The organism is Sphingobacterium sp. xlx-96 (assembly GCF_011007365.1).
GTDB lineage: Bacteria > Bacteroidota > Bacteroidia > Sphingobacteriales > Sphingobacteriaceae > Sphingobacterium > Sphingobacterium luzhongxinii.
In genome coordinates, this window is the sequence record NZ_WFKM01000007.1 from 35,569 (window position 1) to 55,958 (window position 20,390).

Genomic DNA, 20,390 nt, shown 5'->3' on the forward strand with positions numbered 1-20,390 from the left:
TGCATACTATGAGTTTAAATCAGATTAAAAGCGCAGTTATCGCTGCATTGTTAATTTCCGTCTTTACATTTTCCTGTGCGTCGCGCAAAAATAAGAAAGCTAAAGATACAAAAGAGGTACAAACCGAGGTGTCTGTTGTACAAACACCAGCGGTCGTACAAAAGGAATCTCCTAAAAAAGATAATAAAGGAGCATTGGTTGCCAAATCTGTAGAAATGGCTCCAGTAGAGAAGAAAGAAGAATCGTTAGTTGTAGACTTACCCCCAGTAGCGCGCGAGTTCCGTGCCGCTTGGGTGGCAACAGTTGCTAACATCAATTGGCCTTCAAAGCGTAACCTTACCACCGAACAGCAAAAGCAAGAAGCAATTGCTTTATTGGATATTCTAAAACAAAATAATTTTAATGCTGTTATCTTTCAGGTTCGCCCGTCATCGGACGCCTTGTATGAAAGTAAATTCGAACCGTGGTCATATTTCCTGACGGGAGAGATCGGTAAGCGCCCAGAGCCTTACTACGACCCATTAGATTTTTGGGTGCAAGAAGCGCACAAGCGTGGTCTTGAATTGCATGTATGGTTGAACCCATATCGTGCACATCACTCTAATGGTGGTGTGGTTACGTCGGAGTCTATGGTTAACAAGGCTTCAGATTACGTGGTACGTCTCAAAAACGGGATGTATTGGTTTGATCCTTCAGATCAACGTACACAAGATCACGCATCCCGTGTTGTTAACGATATAGTAAAGCGTTACGATATTGATGGAGTGCATTTTGACGACTATTTTTACCCGTATGCAAGCTACAATGGTGGAAGCGATTTTCCAGACAGTAAGACTTGGAATGCGTATCGTAATTCAGGCGGGGATTTGTCTCGTGCTGATTGGAGAAGAAGCAATGTCAACCGTTTTATCCAAAGAATTTACACCGAAATTAAAGCAGAGAAAAACTTTGTTAAGTTTGGCTTAAGCCCGTTTGGTATATGGAAGCCGGGTTATCCATCAGGTGTGACAGGGTCTTCTCAATATGATGAGTTGTATGCGGATGCAAAGCTGTGGTTGAACGAAGGATGGATCGATTATTTTACGCCACAGCTTTATTGGCCAATAGACCCTCCAAAGCAAAGTTTTACAGCACTGTTAAAATGGTGGCAGTCCGAGAATAAACACAATAGACATTTGTGGCCAGGGTTGAACACGGTAGAGGTAAGGGCAGCAGATAGAACAAGAGAAATTGTGAATCAGGTGGAGGTCGCTAGAGATATTGTCCCGAATAGTCCAGGGACTGTACACTGGAGTATAGCTGGCCTGACTAAAAATCCTACGATGTTGCCTGCATTGAAAAACGGCCCTTACAAAGAGAAGGCTTTAATTCCTAAGTCACCTTGGCTGAACGCAAATCCATTGTTAAAACCAAGCTTGTTATTAACAAACCAAAAAACAACAGTTTTTGCAAAATGGTTACATAAACAACCTGATCAAATCGCACATTGGGTGGTATATACACGCTACGGTGACATTTGGACTACCGACATCTTACATGCATCGCTTACTTCATTAGAATTACCAAAACAAAAGGATGGTAAGACACTGTATGACGTTGCGGTCCGCGCTGTAGACCGCTTGGGTAACGAAAGTGAATATATGGCGAAAAGTGTTCAGCACAACTAGAAGTATCTTTTTATAGAGGGTATATGTATAGGAAAGCAGCTACTGTTATTGGAAATAGGCTGTTTTCTTTAACATTCCTGGGTTTGGTCTGTAGTAGCCTTACAGTATTAGCACAGACCAAACCTTATATTATGCAGCGTTCCATTCAATGGAATGTTGATAGAGAACGACATTCATTAGGGTACCTCCTAAAGCGACAGGGTATTCACCCTGATACTGCACTTATTGCACCACGTATAATCGTGGTGCATTCTACAGAAATGAGTGTCAATGCTACTTTTAAAAACTTCACTCCTGTCATTCTTCCTAGTAGGAAAGATCTTCAAGGAATAAGCGCTCTTAACATATATGCTCAAATTATTATAGGTCATGATGGAAGTATTTATCAATTATTGGGCAAAAGCCAGTTTGCACGACATATGTTAGGACTTAATTACTGCACTATGGGTATAGAAAATATTGGGGCATTCAAGAATCCATTGACTGCGAAGCAACTGCAGGCAATGCCAAACTTATTGCCTACCTCCGTAAGAAATATCCTGTCGAATATGTGATTGGACATGACAAATACAAAGCATTTAATAAAACGTTGTGGTGGAAAGAAAGTAACCCAACGTATATAACCAAAAAGCGAGACCCCGTAGATATGTTTATGCATGCTATCCGCAAAAAATTGGGGCTTCCTGTCGAGCTTAAGATTATTCCGTTGCCATCGCAGTAATTTGGTGTCGGTGTTTAAAGAAGGTTTAATATTGTCACATTTGTCCTTGTCAGGACTGGACCTTCATTGTTTTTCATATTTTGTCTGTTTTATAAGGTATTCAAGAGCCACTTCGTGGGTTTGCTTGACCAAAAAAACGAAGCAAAAAAAGTCAAGGCTTGGGTATTGTTACGCTAAAAACAGTTCGAAGTCCGGAATGTATTTGAGTCGTTGCACCTCTTAAATCCATTCTCGTCGGACTTCTTCTGTTTTATTAACGCTACAACACCCTAGGCCGTTTATTTTTCACTCTATCCTAGCTAGACGTTTACTATATTAGCACAAGCAGGAATATTACTGACTTTATGATCGTTCCTTTCACTATCCCCAAAAATGGCCTTAGCTTATTTGGCAGCGAAAGTAGCTATGATGTTTGTAGCTTCATTCAGCTAGCAGTGGATCAGCAGATCCAAGTCATGAGGTGGCTTAAGAGTGGATGACCTAGGAGATGCGCTTTATAGCATAGCGTTACTGGAGCAACAAATAAGATACAGCCTTGATTTTTCTTAAGGTTTTGATCAAGCAAAACCTTATCACCCGCGCCGGTGACTTAGGCGCATAAAAAAACTTCTTTAAACAGATCACCCCAATACTCCTACTGACTATAATTATAAAATCCGTATTAATAAAAAAATTATAATTTTGTTTCTTTAAACGTAAAGCAGCTTGGAAAAGGAAGAAACTGGTGAAGGCAAGTGGATTCCCCTTTTGATTGAGGGGGATAAGACAGCTTTTTCTAAGCTCTATGAATTACATTCGCCTACTTTACTGCATAAATTGAATCACTTGCTCCCTGACGAGGACAGTGTTTTAGAAATCCATCAGATAACATTTGTACGTTTATGGGATATTCGCCATAAGATACAGCGAGAACAGGGAGTTTGGCCGTTGTTGCACACTATTGCTCGCAATCTTGTTGTCGATTATTTCCGTAAATCTGCCACTAATGAGTCGGTTCGTAAAGCCTTATTGACACAGGCTACACTGTATTATGAAATGGAAGACTCCAATGATGCAATAGAGCAAATGTCAGAAGCGCTTTCCACTGCAATTGACAAACTTTCTGACAAACGTAAGGAGATTTTTCTGTTCTGTAAATTTCAAGGCAAGAGTTATGAAGAAGCTGCAGCGGCCTACGGAGTATCCATCGGCACCGTAAAGGACCACATGGCCAAAGCGATGCGCTTTTTGAAAAGTGAACTGGGTGAAAAGCTATTTACCCTGTTAATTGTGCTTTTAGGTTTTTTCGACACGTAGTATCTCCCTCAATCCCTTTGTCGTCCATCCAGTAAGCCTACTCGTTTATAAGAGATGGCATTTATTTGATTTTTTTCTAAAAAAAATATTTTTTAGAGCATAGACTTTGCTACCGCTCTCCGTATATAGATAAATAGCCGAAGAGCGCAGCACTAAAGAACTAAAGTTATGTACGATAAGAAACATGTTTTTGAACAGTACTTAGCGGGGAAATGTACCCCGGAGCAGGCTGCTTGGTTGGTTTCTACATTTTCGGAAGAGACTTTTCGTGCGGAGTTAGAAAACTATATCGACGAAGTGTTCGAAGCCGAGCTGCAGAATGCAGATCAGATTGAAGATTTATATATACAGTCTCGAGATCAATATCCGATTGTAGAATCTCTGATCTTTGGCGAGAACCAGAATCGTAAAGTTCGTTCTTTGGCAACATACTGGCGTTGGGTAGCGGCGGCTGCTGCATTATTAATATTCTACATCGGTTACAAACGGATAGCGATGGAATCATTACCTGCTACCGATAAGGTGGAGCTAGCGTCGAAGACAGAACAAAAGTCGCAAGCATCAGACGGTGTAATCTTGACATTGCCGAACGGAGAAGTTATCGAACTTTCTGACGACACAGAATCTCGGTACGCGAGTGCAGAGGAACAAGAAGGCAACTCCTTCTTTGAAATAAAGAAACTGCATGAAGCGAACGAGCCAATGATCCAAGAGGTGTATGTTCCTGCAGGTAAGATAGGTGCTTTATTGTTGACTGATGGTACCAAAGTATGGCTTAATGCTGGATCGAAGTTGACCTATGATGTTAATTTTATTGGGGGTGTACGTAAAGTAGATTTAGAAGGAGAGGCCTATTTTGAAGTTGCAAAAGACAAGAAAAAGCCATTTGTGGTTGCCTCTAGCGATCAACGTATTCGGGTATTGGGAACTCATTTTAATGTGAAAGCCTATAAGGAAAACAGAACGACAACCACCTTAATGGAGGGGAGTGTAGAAATCGCTACGAACGAACGAGCTCGGATGTTAAAACCTGGAGAAAGTAGTATAGTGTCTTGGGGAGGTGCGGATATCAAGGTCGGACCAGCAAATATGCAAAACGTAAATGCTTGGAGAAACAAAGAATTTGCTTTTTATGATGCTAATTTGGATCAGATTGGTCGTGAGCTTTCGAGATGGTATGGGGTAGAAGTACAGGTTGTTGGAAGAGCGTTAGGTTTTGGCTTTACAGGCGTCATTTCTAAAGAAAGGAGCTTAGAAGAGGTACTGGAAATATTGAACAGAACAGGACAGATTCGATATCATATTATTCCTATAGGAATAGGAGAAAGGAGGGTAGTATTGATGATTTAATTGTACTTGATAACCTAATATAACTAACCACTGCTTTGATGGGAATAGGCAGTATACCGTAAATATTGAACTAATAAATTATTACTAAATGAACTTATTTAATGCCAGGGCATTTCTGAATAGAAAGGTTCTGGGTAAACGTACTGCAATTGTATTAGTTGCATTGGCTTGTGCACAGCTGAGTATGGCTGCTTTCGCACAGCGTGTTACCATTAAGAGAAAAGGCATGACACTTTCTCAGGTATTTAACGAGATAAAAAAGCAGAGTAATTCTGATTTTTTCTACAATGAATCATTGGTCCGATCGAATACTGTTGTCGATGTAGATATGCAGAATGTTACTGTCAGGGAGGTTTTGGACCATGTATTGAAGAATCAGCCATTACAGTACAGTATAGATAATAAGACTATTGTCATTACTCCTCGTGTTGAATCCATAAAGCAGCAGAGAGTACAAGTTCGAGGACGAGTAATGGATAATATGGGTAAGCCATTGGCTGGCGTAACCATAATTCAAAAAGACAATGCTAAGAATGTTGTGGGGAGCGACGCCGATGGAACCTTTACTATTACAGTGCCAAATACAAAAGTATCCTTGCAGTTCAAGAGTATGGCTTTTGAACCCTTGCAGGTGGCACTACATAATAAAACCTGGATAGAAGTGCGTTTGACTCCTGTTGAAAATCAATTGGAGGATGTCGTCGTTACAGGTTACCAAAATTTACAAAAAAGATCGTTGACAGGTTCGGTTGCTACGGTCAATATGGAGCAGTTGGAGACCATCTTCCAACCGAATATAGACAAGTTATTACAAGGTCAGGTACCGGGATTAACCGTGATGAGTACTTCAGGAGCTCCGGGAGCCATGCCGCAGATCCGTATCCGGGGTACAGCGACTTTGAGTGGAAATGCCCAGCCACTATGGGTTGTTGATGGTATTATCTTGGACGACGCGGTGAATGTATCGGTAGATGATATCATGACCAACCGTAACCTTATTGCTTCGGGTATTGGAGGGGTCAATGTAGAAGATATAGAAAGTATCAACGTATTAAAAGATGCGGCAGCGACTGCTATCTATGGTACTCGAGCAGCTAATGGTGTGATTGTTATTACATCAAAAAAAGGTAAAGCTGGAAAAACGAGAATTAACTTTACGAGTAACGCTTCAGTTGGTGAAAGGCCTCGCATTGAGGATGCGTACATGATGAACTCGAAAGATAGAATCGATGTGAATCGAGAGATGATCCGTCGTGGGGTGTTTGGAGCGACTTCGCCACGACCAGGTGAATATAATACGGTATCAGATTTTGAACGTTATTTTATCGATGTGACAGACAAACGTATGACTTGGGACGAGTTTAATCGAAAGGTTAATCATTTAGAAACGGTGAATACAGACTGGTTTCAGCATTTGTTCCGAAATTCCTTTTCAAATCGTCAGGCTGTAAATATTTCTGGTGGTGATGAGAAGACAACTTTTTATGTATCAGGAAGCTATTTAGACGATCAGGCTACTGCAAAAGATGTGGCTCAAAAGACGTATACGGGGGCCGTGAAAGTCTATACTCATATTTTTAATAAGCTAAGGCTTGGAGCTATAATTGATTTTAATGCTCGTGAGAATAATAGTTTTTTTGCAGTGGATTCTAAGGAAAACCCGTATGAGTATGCAATTTATACAACGAGGGCGATGCCTGCTTATCGTGAAGATGGCTCTTTTAACCCTTTTTATCTGTATGGCGTTGAATATAACTTTTTGGAAAACAGAGATAAAGGCTGGAGAGATTCCAGAAACTTTAGTGTCAAAGGAAATCTTGATTTGGAATATCGCATTTTAAAGGATTTGACATTTAGCTCTTTGTTCTCTTATACTAAGCAAAGTACCACAGATGTGGACATTGCTTTGGATGATAGTTATTTTGTCCGTAATGAGAAAAGAGCTAATAGAGAAATTGTTGATGGGGCTTATGTCTATCCTTGGAAAGATGGTGGGTATAGAAATGATAGAAATACTTATAATGGATCTATTACTTTCAGAAATCAGCTAATATACAATCCTGTTTTCGATCAGGTTCATTACTTGAATGTGATGGCGGGGCAGGAGGTAAGAAAGAGTAAGACGAATAGCACAGGTACAGAACTGTATGGATACTCCCATTCAAGAGGGCATCAATTGGTACCTCAGTTCGACTTTATTAAGAAGAGAACTATGCCCTATTGGAGAGAAGACTTGAGCGAAAGCGCTAATTTATCTTATTTTGGAGCGGTGAACTATACTTATGATAATCGGTATACATTGAGCTTTAACATGAGAACAGAGGGGTCCAATCGTTTTGGCTTGAAAACAAATGAACTTTTCCAGCCACTTTGGGCATTAGGAGCCAATTATCAGATGAAGCAAGAGCAGTTTTTAAAAGATATAAGTTGGGTATCCTATCTGACTCTTCGAGGGTCTTATGGTAGCCAAGGAAACGTTGCCAGTCAAGCTTACTCTGATTTGATAACCAGAATAGGTCTGGTAGACCCAATAAACCCATCAAACTATTTGATTATCGATGCCCCTAAAAACCCGAACTTAAAATGGGAACAAACATACACCGGTAATGTCGCTTTAGAAATGGGTTTTTTTAAGCGTAGGCTAATGGCTAATGTGGAATGGTATCATAAAAAGGCTGTAGATTTGCTCGGTAGCCGTCAAGTTTCTCAAGTGACGGGATTTAATCAGGTTCAAGTAAACTGGGCCTCAATGTTGAATCAGGGGTGGGAGTTCTCTTTGAATACGATAAACATAGATACGAAAGATTTTCGTTGGACTACTAACGTAAACTTTGGTTTTAATAAAAATAAGGTAATCGATATCTACTCAAAACCGACTGTCAGTAATATGACAAATCCACGACGCTCAAACTACAATGCAACAGCAAAGATTGACCTTCCAATTGATGGTCTTTGGTCCTATCGTTTTGCTGGGTTAAACGAGGAAGGAAGAGCTACTTTTTATACTAATAAAGAAGGCGAAACGGTGTTAAGTGGTATGATGAATACAGATGGTTTGGCCTATTCCGGGGTTATAAACCCGACTTCTCAAGTAGGATTTACCAATACGATATCCTATAAGAGAGTGACATTGTCTGCCTTGTTTGTAGGAAGTTTTGGAAATGTGATGCGTTTGCGAAACTTATCAGAGGGATCATTTTTTAGATTCCCTGATCCTACGCAAAATATGTCTAAGGAATGGGTCAATCGCTGGCAACAGCCAGGTGATGAGTTAAAAACCAATGTGCCTGTTTTAGAAACAAAACAAGAGACGCAATTAACATTAAATCCTGGTAATGGATCTATGTATGATAATTCAGATTTGCGTACTGTTTCTGGTGACTTTGTCCGTTTTCAAAACCTTTCTGTAAGTTACGATTACTTTACACCACGCTTGCGCGCAATAGGTATTCAAAACATTAGATTATCGTTGCAAGGTAATAATCTTTATGTATGGAAAGATAAAGCCTTAAAAGGACAGGATCCAGAGTCCCAAGGGGCACCTATGGCTTATAGAGATGGTCGTTCTGCTGCTATCAATTTTGGAAATACGTTCCTTCCTGTTCCGCGTTCATATTCACTGTCTCTTTCTGTTCAATTTTAAATTTTAAGAAGTGATGAAAATATTTTTTAAGTATAGTTTACTTTGTTTAGTGTTGTCGTTCTTTACAGGGTGTAACGACATGCTGAGTGTTAAGCCTGTAAATAGCATGATTCCAAAGAGTTTGGAGGATTTTGAAGCGGTGTTGCTAGGTGGATATCCACGATCTGATTTTTTTGTGAATACAGAGATGCTAACCGATAATGTGTATGTAAATCTGAATACAGATGCTTTGCTTAGCAGAGATCGAGAGCTTTGGTATACCTTTGCGCCCTCGATGCTACAGCCTGGAGTTCTATCCGATCCTTATTGGGGACAGCTGTATAAAAGTATTTACTATGCAAATACCGTTTTAAGCTACCTTGAAGATTACGACTTTGAAGAGAGGGAAAGGAGTCTTTACGAGCAGATAAAGGGTGAGGCATATGGTCTTCGTGCCTTTGCTTATTTTTATTTAATTAATCTATACGCGGATGTTTATAGTCCTGAAAATTTAGACTTGCCGGGTGTACCTCTGTCTCTTGATGCGAGTGATGTCACAGAGACCTCTTCTAATAACACACGTGCGAGTATTGAGTCTGTATGGAATCAGATTGTACTTGATCTAGAGAAAGCCAGTGGACTATTGTTAGGTAAACGTATTTCTGATCGGTACAGGTTTTCATACAGTACAATACAGTTGTTGCGCTCTCGGGTTGCGTTATTTATGGGAAAACATGATGATGCCGTCAAATACTCGACTGAGGTGATAAGCAGCTATCCATTAGCAGATTTGAGCGAGATGGAAGGATTAATCACTAATGGTGTGGGTGAAGCTTTGAATTATAAATTTGGATTTGTTGATACGAAAGCTAATAGTGAGTTGCTGTTTTTTACAGCGGGCAAGGCCAATATGAACCCTTACTATTTTTCCACAGGACCTATTAAGCCTGCTGTGGAATTATTAAACTTAACTAAACGGTATGGAGAAATGACAGACTACCGCCAACTTGTTTATGATTCTTTTCAAGAAGAGGGGACTTCGCAAGCTCTTAAAGCGGGTAAGACTGTCTACAAGATGTATGCTTCTCAAGACTTATTATGTTATTACGTTGGGTTTAAAGCATCAGAGGCTTATTTAATCCGTGCTGAAGCTAATGCTCGATTGGATAAGACAGATTTGGCGTTAGCGGATATCAACAAAATATTAAAAAGTAGGATGCGTAAGAACTTTTTGGTTGAATTAAAGTCTCAAGATTTTGCGCAGCGCGAGGACGTGATTAAACGTGTGTTGGAAGAAAGGCGCTTGGAGCTAGCATTTGATGGAGGTCTTCGTTTCATGGATTTGAGACGTTTAGGTAAACCAAAAATTGAACACATTTATAAGGATGCGTTAGTTTATACTCTGGAGAAGAATGATCCACGGTATATCTTACAGATTCCGCCTTCGGAAACAGAAAATAGTCCAGAAATGCCTAAAAACCCGAGATAAAATGAAAGCTAAAAGATATTTATATAATTTATTGGGACTAGCTGTGGTAGTGCAGTTAACAAGTTGTTCAAAAGAAGACAAACTTATACCGACAGCGGATGTCGGGGTTATGGAGTTGTTTCAGCCAGCTCCTGATGCAAATCCTTTAGAGAAGAGTATGTATCAAGAATATGGTGTATGGACTAGATTAGATTACAAGGACTCAAGAGAGGTATACAATTCCTATTTAGGGCAGGATGAAACGAGCGCTCGTTTTCCTGCAGAAAAGGTAGACCCTAATCTTCGAGAAAGTACGTATATTTACATGAATACACTACTCTCTAATGTAAATAAGGAATTTTCTAGGAAATTGATGCCCAACGAAGTTTTTTTTGTCAAAACTTATGGGCACCCATTCTTTACACCCAAGTTTACAACCATAGGTCGTAATCGTCTAGTTGTTACTTGGCCTAATGCTATTTCTAAAATGCCGATTACAAATCCAGAAACGCTATATTATACGGATGAGGCTTTGACAAGTGGTGTGTGGGATAAGTTAAGTGAATTGGTTGCGGCTCGATTGACAGAGGAGATAGAAGGTTTTGAGGAATTAGGTAAACCTTATGATGGAGGAACAGCTTTCCGCAAGATAAGGGATCAGTTTTTTGTAGATAGAGATCTACAAAAACGTAATAGAGACTGGAAGGCTTTGGCAGATGAAGGAGGTTATTTAGATCAATATTCTTCATTTTCTTTTCAAGCGGAGTATAAAGCGTGGTTGAAATTACTTCTTACCGAATCATTTGAAAATATAAATGCTCGATATTTGGAGGGAAATGCCATGCGTAAAGCAAAGTATGAACTGTTTGTGGCATACTTTGAACAGAACTATAATTGGGATATCCAGGCCGTAGGAAATAAATACCGAGCAAAGTAATATCTTCTATAACAAATAAAGACTGGTAGGCAAATAGTGTCTGCCAGTTTATTTTAAAGTTTTATAAGTAAATGAGGAGTATAAGATTAGTAATTTTATTTATTGTGTTACCTTTTGCGGTGGTTTCGCAGACAACAGATAAGACCATTTTTGTTGGTAAGGTAGATCCTAAGTTCAACGGCACTAAGGTGTTTTTGTACAATAATATCACGGGTGATGGAGACACCAGCGTCGTAAAGGATGGTGCTTGGCGGATGGAGATTCCTTATACTGTGCCCACTAGACATATGCTGGCATCAGAAGCCGAATCCAAAAAGCATGGCGGTTATGCGCCATTTGGAGTATTGGTCGAAGAGCCGGGGCTAGTGACAATCGAAGGCGATTTGGAGTCTTTTTACATGTCGAAGGTGTCTGGTTCTAAAGCGCATGATGTACTGAATCAGTACTTTTCTAGATTGAAAGAGGAGCGTGGAAACGAATCGGCCATAATTGCAGAGGTGGTGGCAAAGAATACGGATTCTTTTGGGGCGGCTTTCTTGTTGGGTCGTTATGGCAAGGCGATGACTCCGGAAGATGCACTAAAAGCGTATGATGGACTTAGTTCTGCTGTTAAACAAACCTATTATGGTAAGTCTGCTGGCAACCAAATCAAAGGAGCTTTACTTTCTAAGGAAGGCGCCTTGGTCGAAGACTTTACCTTACAGAATGAAAAAGGGCAGCAATTGAGCTTTTCTTCGTTGAAAGGTAATTATGTGCTTTTAGATTTTTGGGCATCCTGGTGTGGACCTTGCATCGAGGAATTTAAAACGTTAAAAGAAGTATACGCTAAATATAAAGGCAAGGTGCCTTTTGAGATCCTCAGTATATCGACGGATAAGAGCGAAGCAGCTTGGAAGAATGCGTTGAAGAATCAGGAATTGCCTTGGGTACAGATGCACGATATCACAGGAGATGGCGCTATCGCAGTTAGTAGATTTGCGGTAACGGCATTGCCTACTACATTTTTAATCGATCCCCAGGGAAAGATTGTAGCAAAAAACTTACGTGGTAAAGAGTTGGAATCTTACTTGGTGAAGCTGTTTGGAAACTAAGAAGAATTACAGCTATAGCTGTTAAAGACCTGTATTTACAGTTAGTGTGTATAAACCGTTGATGATTGATTTCATCAGCGGTTTTTTTATTTTTTAATGATCTTCATGGCAAAATTGTTTTCATTATTTTTCGATCTCCTTGGTTTTTCTTATACTTGACATCTGAATTTACACTAACTCATCTAAATACGGATAAACCCATCGCATTTTGAAAAGGGAAGATCTTGAAATGGTACAGGCGATCAACGATGCTGATCCCAATGCTTTTAAGAAGCTATTCGACGGTTATTGGAAAAAGGTGTACCGTACAGCTCTTCAAAAACTACCCCGCGAAGAGGATGCCTCTGATATAACTCAAGACGTGTTTTATATCATCTGGAAGAATCGTGGTTATTGGCATGTAAAGACGAATATAGAGGCTTATCTATTGTCTATGTTGCGACATAAAATATATGATTTTTACGCGCGACGGGATAGATTGCCTATTTTTGTTCCTCTTAACGAGCAGGAAGAATATTGGGATTATAGTTTCCGCGAAGGCGAACACGATGACTTTTCGGAAGAAAATCAATTGATAAAACAGGAAATTGACGCTATGCCGGAAAAGATGCGCGAAATATTTGTGTTAAGCCGTTTTGAAAATCTCTCTGCCCAACAGATAGCAGACAAACTCGGAATCTCTGTACAAACTGTGCGTAACCAAATCTCGTCCGCCCTAAAGCGATTCAAAATTAGATTTGGAGATAAGACTACCTGGTTATTGTTTTTGTTTTTTATTAAGTTTTAAAAAGGTCGCTCAAGCCGCGACTGGCTTACACTTTTGTCTTCCCAAAAGTGTACAAAAGCGTGTCACTGTGTCGGCTTGCCACAATGTGCCTCCATTCTTGCAATTGGCAACCCGTCAAGGTGACATTGGCGAGAATGTAAAGTAAATGCTTATGGATGGCGCTAAACCGATCACTTAAAATACAATTTGATAGTGCACGATTTTAATAAACCACCGTTTTTAATAAGGCATGAAACACCATACCCTTCGGTGACTACGGAGTTTACGGGTAAAACGGCTTGGGTGAGGTTTGCTAATTTTCTTTACGAAAGTGCTGGAGCTCCTACTTCTCTGAAACTGCAATATCAGTTTCAGTATGTTGTGGATAATGAAACAGGTGAAAAAAGTCCCTGGGCGAATATAGGTAAACCGGTAGCCTTTGGTGAGGTAACGGGATGGGAACCCGTGACTGTGAACAAAACAGTTGAAATATCATCAGGTACAGCGCGTATCGACTATCGTATCCGTTTGATTGGTTCCGATGGTTCCGATCAAGGCAGTTTGATTGTGCGGAATAGTGCAGGAAAGATGGTTGATTATTCAGATTGGTGGAATGCAGCTATTGGTCGTGTATATATGCATACATTGGCTGGGAATAGAGTGGCTACACCAATAGCATCGGTCAAGCAGGGGACGGCATTGTAGATTGGAACTTTTTGTAAGATAACTGGGAGGTGCAGCATTGTGCCTCCTTTTTTGTTTCTCAATTTAACTTAAAAATTTCTCCAGCAGAGAAGCGATAAAGACATCTTCTTGATCACCAGCTTGGACTGTCGTGATCTCTCCAATATATTCGCCGTGCCCACCGGGAATAATAGCTATTCTGCAATCTTGGATAATCCTTGACATAGCTACGATATGTTCGGGAGTAGCAACGTCGCTATCGCCATTCACAAGAAGCACTGGTCAGGCTATAGCTCTGAATTGTTCATCAGGCAAATCCTTCAATCTCTTGATCCGTTCTCCGCATTTTTCGTATAGATTCATCAGTTTTTTTGGATCGGGTGTAGCCGCTAAAAAGGCATCTTTATAGGCTTGGGGCATCTGTTCGAAGGTTCCATTATTAATGAATTCCCAGAATTGGGAAAATGCTCCATCGCGTTTTAATAGGGGCGATCCGGCTATTATTTTACTGCAGCATTGCGGATGACGGGTAGCAAGTAGCAGAGCCGTATTTGCCCCATTGCTAAAGCCGAAAATATCAGCTTTAGTTATATTTAGATATTGTAATAGAGTGGCAACACCGTCTGCATCCTGTTCAAATGAAATCGGTCCTTCCCGATCGGAAGTATGGCCACGGGCCTGGAGTTCTACAGTGATAACTTTTCTGGATTTGCTGAGAGTACTTATCACGTGGCCAAAAGTGGTTTGTATGGTAGAACCTCCGCCATGCCGCAATACCAGAGGGATGCCGGTAGGTGAACCATATACTTCGTAGTACATGCTGATGCCATTGATATAGGCATAATTTCCATTTTCAGCCGTGTTCATCGTTAGTGATTAAGAATTATTCATGGTGTTATAAAGATAATAATTTCTTTTTATTGGTGTGATATGCTGTTCTTTTTTGGTTTTTGAATGTCCTTTTGATCTGAACGATTATACTGGTGAGTCATTTGATTAATCGTTTAGCCTTTTTGATACATCTTGTGTTTTTTGATTCATCGTGCGCTACAGTTACATTATCGTATGTCTCACTTGATAAATAGGTTGTACCATTTGATTTATCAAGTGTAGCAGTTTTTCTGTTTAAAAATTGATAAGATTTTTAAGAATTTCTTGTCCCTCGCGGGAAGCTGGTGCGAAGCAATCCGGAACAAGGTATAGCCGAGATATTGACGACGCAGGATAAGTCCAATCTTCGGGTAGAAAAATCTTCAGGAGTATTAACTCTAAAACACATCGGTTAGAAAGAGCAAAGTGTTGCCTGTGAAAATACTGAGAGAGTTCTTCAAGCGGAGTTGGTCGCCTTGGTGGATAAGCTGTTGAAGGCAGGTGTAATATCTGAAATGGGATAGATTTCTTTGACCATATAGTTGTTGTTTGTTTGGTTTTAAAAATAATAGTGCAAAAAAACGCAAACTCCTTTTTTTTTTCGTAGACTTGTCTTAACTAAATTATTGGTGTACAATAGCCATTATTAGAACTAAACACAATTTTTAAAACAAACTATCAAACACATGAAAAGAAGATTTTTACTTACTTTTTTCGGGATGTGTCTCTATGCATCCTGTTTGATGGCTCAGCAAAAGGCAGTTACTGGTAAGGTTACTTCATCCGATGGAAGCGGATTAGGTAGCGTGACAGTTATTGTTAAAGGTACGATGCGTTCGGTACAAACGAATGCCGACGGATCTTTCTCTATCCAAGCTGCGCCAGGCGAAACATTGATCTTTAGAGCGGTTGGCTCTGGAGAAACCTCACAAGTTGTAGGTTCAGGCAATGTCTACAATATCAAATTGAGCGGTTCAGAAGAAGTGATCGATGAGGTAGTGGTGACGGCTCTGGGTATTAAGAAAGAGAAAAAGGCTCTTGGCTATGCCGTACAAGATATCAAGGCGGATGAGTTGATGAAGAATAAGAGTGCCAATGTTATCAATTCGTTAGCAGGAAAAATTGCAGGTGTGAATGTAACGCAGACGTCTGGATCAGCAGGCGCCGGCGCTCAGATTATTTTACGTGGTGGTACCTCTTTAGAACGGGATAATCAGCCTCTTTTTGTTGTTGATGGGGTTATTTACGATAACTCGACGGTTATAGGCGGAAACAGTGCTTTTGATGGAGCTCAGGCTACATCGACATCGAATAGCAACCGTATTATGGACGTTAACCCGGAAGATATCGAGAATGTGTCTGTCTTGAAAGGGCCTGCCGCCGCTGCCCTCTATGGATCTCGAGCTGCTGCCGGTGCTATATTAATTACAACAAAGAAAGGTCGAGAAGGGCGTGCTGAGTTAAGTTTTTCCTCACGTGCGTCGAATAACTGGGTGAATCGATTGCCTGAACAGCAAGATAAATATAAAAGGGGATACTATAATGCGGCTGGCGCATTAGATACGTACACTACGCAGTCTTGGGGTGAAAAATTCGGCGGTAATGATGTAATGTACAATAATATTGAGGATTTTTTTCAAAATTCTACAATTTACGATAATAACGTAAGCCTTTCTGGAGGAAATGCGAACAGTACGTTTTATTTATCAGCTTCTAGGTTTGATCAAAAAGGTATTATACCTCAGACTGCATATGATAAATCTACCTTCAGGTTCAATGGTGATCAGAAGTATGGCCGCTTAACTTTAGGAGCAAATGTGGCGTACTCTTTGGCAAATACAGATAAAACTCTTACGTCTGCGGGTTTATACAATTCCGGCGGATCAGGCGCTATGAGTTCGGTTTATAGATGGTCCCGAAATGATGATATGACAAAATATCTTAACGATGATGGGTCAAAGTATAGAATTTTTCAGGGGCTACAGGATCTGCAAGACGATATAGAGAACCCATATTGGACAATTAATAGAAACAAGCTGGGGGATGCTACTGAGCGTATTACTGGAAGTCTTAATGCGAATGTGAGGGTATTCGACTGGTGGAATCTAACTTACCGAGTTGGAATGGATAGCTATTTAACTAAAAATTCTACTGTTATCGGACGAGAAGGTGCCGTTAAAGAGCTTTGGCAGAATGGGATGATGTCCGAAAGTGATTATAAGTTTAATTACTGGTCTTCTAATCTTATGTCCAACTTTGAAAAAAAGGTTGGGGATTTTGATTTGGGAGCTTTGGTCGGTTTCTTTTCAGAACAAACTAAAACAACCAACAACCGTAGAATGGGATATGACTTTTTAGTCGAAGACTTCTATAGTTTTGAAAATATTATTGATGCGAATGAGATTTTAAGCGTCACGAATTACAAAAAACGCCTGTATGGCCTATATGGAGAGTTACGAGCTGGCTACAAAAATATGTTATTCTTGACTGCTACAGGACGTAATGATTGGACTTCTACATTACCGGTAGCTAATCGATCTTACTTCTATCCATCTGTGGGAGGAAGTTTTGTGTTTACTGAATTACTGAAGGATGTCTCCTGGTTAAATTTCGGTAAGTTGCGGGCTTCTTGGGCTCGAGTGGGGAAAGATGCGGAGCCTTATGTAACAAATACTTATTTGTGGTCTCCTAAAGAGATGTTAGGCGGATTAATCGGTGTGGGAAACAACTGGCAGAGAGGTAATCCTTACTTAAAGCCTGAAAATACGACATCCTTTGAGGTGGGGGCTGAACTAAGATTCTTTAATGGACGTTTAGGTCTGGATTATGCATATTATACGAACAACTCTTATAATCAGATTTTGTCGCCTAGATTAGGGCAATCCACTGGTTATATTTTTGTGTCTGTGAATGCGGGAGATATTTATAATAAGGGAATGGAATTGTCTTTGACGGGTAAACCAATCGTAAAAGAAGGGTTTACTTGGGAGTCTATGATCAATATGTCTAAAAATAAAGGGACTGTCGATAATCTATTAAAAGGAGTTGATATTCTTTATGTTACGGATGTACAAGTTGGTAATGCTAAGGCTGCATCTTTCAATGGAGGTGATTTTATGGCTATTTCTGGTTCCAAATGGTCGAGAACCCCTGAAGGTAAGGTGATATTGGATGCGAATACAGGAATGCCGACCAGTGATAATTTAGCAACTTATAATATCGGAAACAGAGAGCCAAAATTGACAGGAGGTTTTAATAATAGTTTACAGTACAAAAATATTAATTTTTCATTCTTGTTTGATTTTAGGATCGGTGGTGATATTTACAACGGAACGGATTATTTTATGACTGTTAACGGTATGAGTAAACGATCTATGGAGCGCGAGTCAATTACGTTGGATGGAGTCGTAAATACAGGTACAGCCACGGCACCTGTATATCAAGATAAATCTGTTACATTCGAAGCAGATCAAACTTATGATGTAAAAGGAGTACAAACCAGCGGAAGAAAGATTATACAAGATTACTGGTCGGATTTTTATACTAGGGAAAGTGCAAACTTTATGACAAATACGAACTGGTTGCGTTTAAGATCGGTCTCATTATCGTATAATTTTGCCAATGAGTTGTTAAGAAGCGTAGGTTTATCAAAAGTTGTTAAAGGTGCTACAGCGACGTTAACGGGGACAAATTTATGGTTATTAACAAATTATAAAGGTATGGATCCCGAAACTTCTGCTGCCGGTTCTGGAGTTGTGGGCTCTAGTTCTGTCGGTATCGATTACAACGGTGTGCCAAGTACTGCTGGTGTTGCATTTGGTGTTAATTTAAAATTCTAAGTTGAGAGTCATGAACAGATTTAAACAAATAATAGCGATTTTGACATTGGTCGTGGTTTTAGGTTCCTGCAAGGAAAGTTGGTTGGATATTAATGAAAATCCGAATACACCGTCCAATACCACGGCCTCGGTGAAAAGTAGGCTGCCATGGATCCAACATCACTTTTTGTATGCGCAGGGTACCGCGGGTGCTCGGGCTTCACTCATAACTCAACATTTAACTTTTGTAAATAGCACGGCTCAACAAAGTATGGCTGCTGGATGGAATCCAATAGCTGGGATGTCTACAACTCCTTATCAGTTTTTCTTCGTTGCTTCTGCGTCAAATCTTAAGGACCTGGAAGAAAAAGCCGAGGCGGAAAAGGCTTTTCATTACTTAGGGGCGGCTAAAGTAATTCGAGCGATGGGATTCATGTTGATGACAGACTGGTACGGGGAAATGCCATATACAGAAGCGTTGGGTTCAGCCGTCACTCCAAAATTTGATGATGGGAAGACCATTTTTGAAGGGTGTCTTAACGATATAGATTTAGCAATAGGGTATTTTCAACAGCAGCAGCCGACGACAGCAACTCCGCTAAGCGAGGGAGATAGTTGGAATAACGGAGATGTAAGCAAATGGTTGAAGCTTTGTTACGGCTTGAAAGCTAGATGGCTGAATAATCTCTCTAAGAAGTCGAGTTTATATAATCCAGACCAGATTCTAGATGCGGTATCGAAAGCCTCGACTTCAATAGGCGATGGTACTGTGGTGACTCATGCTGACGTCATTGAGAATACCGGAGACGTATTGTTTGGTGATCCTTTAAAGACATCAATAGTATTTAATAATGTAGCTATGAATACGAATTTCCGTGTGACAAAATGGTATACAGATATTCTTACTAATTTCGATAATCTAGGAGTTGAAGATCCTCGTGCAGATAAGCTGATTCCTTGGGCGGAATTTGAGACCCCAAAGAAATTTATACGCTCTAAAGGCGTTGATATGCAATCAACTATTCGTATGAATGCAGGGCCTATAACGGCTTCCTATAATGCTACTAATGCGGTAATTACAAGCAATAATAGGTCTGTATCTGCACATTCATGGTACGTCAATTCTGCTAATCAAGCGAGGTGGGCTGATACGGCTTACGTATCTTTAAAAAGTAGTTCTATTGGATATAATAAGGATGTTTCTGATATCTATAAATGGGGGGATGGCGTTGTGGCGGCTACAGGTACATTTTATACCAGGCCAGATGCTCCTACTTATTTGGTCGTTTATCCAGAGATGTGTTTTATAAAGGCGGAAGTTTTGATGCGGAAAGGAGATAAATCAGGCGCATTTACAGCTTATAAAGATGGGATTAAAGCTCATATCGATTTAATGAATCAAAAGTTGAGCACATATGGAAACGTTAATCCGAGTAAGTCTCCGATGTCTCAATCGAAAATAGACAACTTTTTGAATAATGGTATAGGGACAGCTAATGATATTACTATGGCGAAGATTATGACACAGAAGTTTATTGCGATGTCGTTTTCTCAGCAGAATTGGAATGATATGCGTAGACATGATTACAGTATCAATTCTTATCTCGGATGGGCCGTGCCCTATGAGTATACTGTTACGGCGGCTGCTCAAACAAAGATACCGGCAGGAAAGCAATTCAGAAGAGTTAGGCAAGTCTCACATGAGATTAACTATAATGCTGAAAGTTTGAAGGCATCTCACCCGAATGCGTTAAGCGATGATATCTGGTCTTATCCAGTTTGGTGGGATACAACAGATTAAAATAGAGTCTTCGATTCTTAAGATCGGCCCTGTAGTTTTACTGCAGGGCTTTTCTGTTTTTAAAAGATACACGAAATCGATTGCGCTACCTGTTGTATCCTTATTGTTACATAAAAGTGTATGTCGTACACTATGTGTCTTTGCTTGCAAAACGGATAAATCGGTTTAACATTATTTAACGCTACAAATAATAGCTTTCTCGTTGCTTCACACTCTCTTTCTTATTTTTCTGCTTTGTGCGTTTTTTGTTTTTCAAAACGCTGTAAATTGTTTGTTTGTGCTTAATGCATGCTGTATTG

Annotated in this window: 14 protein-coding genes; 12 read left to right on the forward strand and 2 right to left on the reverse strand. The window is 40.0% G+C overall.

Annotated elements, in window-relative coordinates:
- Nucleotides 1-8: 8 nt before the first annotated feature.
- The 10 genes from G7B20_RS10445 to G7B20_RS10490 all read left to right on the forward strand — a co-directional run bounded on the left by G7B20_RS10445 (nt 9) and on the right by G7B20_RS10490 (nt 13,623).
- Nucleotides 9-1,667 (forward strand): glycoside hydrolase family 10 protein, encoded by a 1,659-nt coding sequence (locus G7B20_RS10445; protein ID WP_164110987.1) that lies wholly within the window; start codon nt 9-11, stop codon nt 1,665-1,667.
- Nucleotides 1,668-1,690: 23 nt separating this feature from the next.
- A complete protein-coding gene (locus G7B20_RS10450; RefSeq protein ID WP_164110988.1) occupies nt 1,691-2,221 on the forward strand; it encodes an N-acetylmuramoyl-L-alanine amidase in 531 nt (176 codons plus the stop codon).
- 872 nt (nt 2,222-3,093) lie between these two features.
- Nucleotides 3,094-3,684 (forward strand): RNA polymerase sigma factor, encoded by a 591-nt coding sequence (locus G7B20_RS10455; protein ID WP_164110990.1) that lies wholly within the window; start codon nt 3,094-3,096, stop codon nt 3,682-3,684.
- 168 nt (nt 3,685-3,852) lie between these two features.
- Nucleotides 3,853-5,034 (forward strand): FecR family protein, encoded by a 1,182-nt coding sequence (locus tag G7B20_RS10460; protein ID WP_164110992.1) that lies wholly within the window; start codon nt 3,853-3,855, stop codon nt 5,032-5,034.
- Nucleotides 5,035-5,122: 88 nt separating this feature from the next.
- Entirely contained in the window at nt 5,123-8,677 is a 3,555-nt protein-coding gene (locus G7B20_RS10465; RefSeq protein ID WP_164110994.1) for a SusC/RagA family TonB-linked outer membrane protein, read from the forward strand.
- A 13-nt stretch (nt 8,678-8,690) separates the two neighbouring features.
- Entirely contained in the window at nt 8,691-10,145 is a 1,455-nt protein-coding gene (locus G7B20_RS10470; protein WP_164110996.1) for a RagB/SusD family nutrient uptake outer membrane protein, read from the forward strand.
- 1 nt (nt 10,146) lies between these two features.
- A complete protein-coding gene (locus G7B20_RS10475; protein WP_164110997.1) occupies nt 10,147-11,061 on the forward strand; it encodes a hypothetical protein in 915 nt (304 codons plus the stop codon).
- 71 nt (nt 11,062-11,132) lie between these two features.
- Complete coding sequence (locus G7B20_RS10480; RefSeq protein ID WP_164110999.1) at nt 11,133-12,152, forward strand: TlpA disulfide reductase family protein; 1,020 nt, start codon at nt 11,133-11,135, stop codon at nt 12,150-12,152.
- A gap of 208 nt (nt 12,153-12,360) precedes the next feature.
- The gene (locus tag G7B20_RS10485; RefSeq protein ID WP_164111001.1) at nt 12,361-12,939 is read left to right on the forward strand and encodes an RNA polymerase sigma factor; all 579 of its coding nucleotides are present in this window, start codon (nt 12,361-12,363) and stop codon (nt 12,937-12,939) included.
- A 192-nt stretch (nt 12,940-13,131) separates the two neighbouring features.
- Nucleotides 13,132-13,623 carry a hypothetical protein gene (locus tag G7B20_RS10490; protein ID WP_164111003.1) on the forward strand — a complete coding sequence of 164 codons (492 nt, stop codon included), beginning with the start codon at nt 13,132-13,134 and terminating at the stop codon, nt 13,621-13,623.
- A gap of 63 nt (nt 13,624-13,686) precedes the next feature.
- Here the strand turns inward: G7B20_RS10490 and G7B20_RS19300 are convergent, their stop codons facing one another.
- Together G7B20_RS19300 and G7B20_RS10495 are read right to left on the reverse strand one after the other, a co-directional pair.
- Nucleotides 13,687-13,872: a hypothetical protein gene (locus G7B20_RS19300; RefSeq protein WP_205600213.1), complete on the reverse strand. Its 186-nt coding sequence runs from the start codon at nt 13,870-13,872 to the stop codon at nt 13,687-13,689.
- 12 nt (nt 13,873-13,884) lie between these two features.
- On the reverse strand, nt 13,885-14,469 hold the full coding sequence (locus G7B20_RS10495) for an alpha/beta fold hydrolase (RefSeq protein ID WP_205600212.1): 585 nt from the start codon (nt 14,467-14,469) through the stop codon (nt 13,885-13,887).
- Nucleotides 14,470-15,158: 689 nt separating this feature from the next.
- Here G7B20_RS10495 and G7B20_RS10500 point away from each other — a divergent pair.
- Both G7B20_RS10500 and G7B20_RS10505 read left to right on the forward strand, forming a co-directional pair.
- A complete protein-coding gene (locus G7B20_RS10500; RefSeq protein ID WP_164111005.1) occupies nt 15,159-18,311 on the forward strand; it encodes a SusC/RagA family TonB-linked outer membrane protein in 3,153 nt (1,050 codons plus the stop codon).
- A 10-nt stretch (nt 18,312-18,321) separates the two neighbouring features.
- Complete coding sequence (locus G7B20_RS10505; RefSeq protein ID WP_164111007.1) at nt 18,322-20,091, forward strand: SusD/RagB family nutrient-binding outer membrane lipoprotein; 1,770 nt, start codon at nt 18,322-18,324, stop codon at nt 20,089-20,091.
- Nucleotides 20,092-20,390 lie beyond the last annotated feature (299 nt).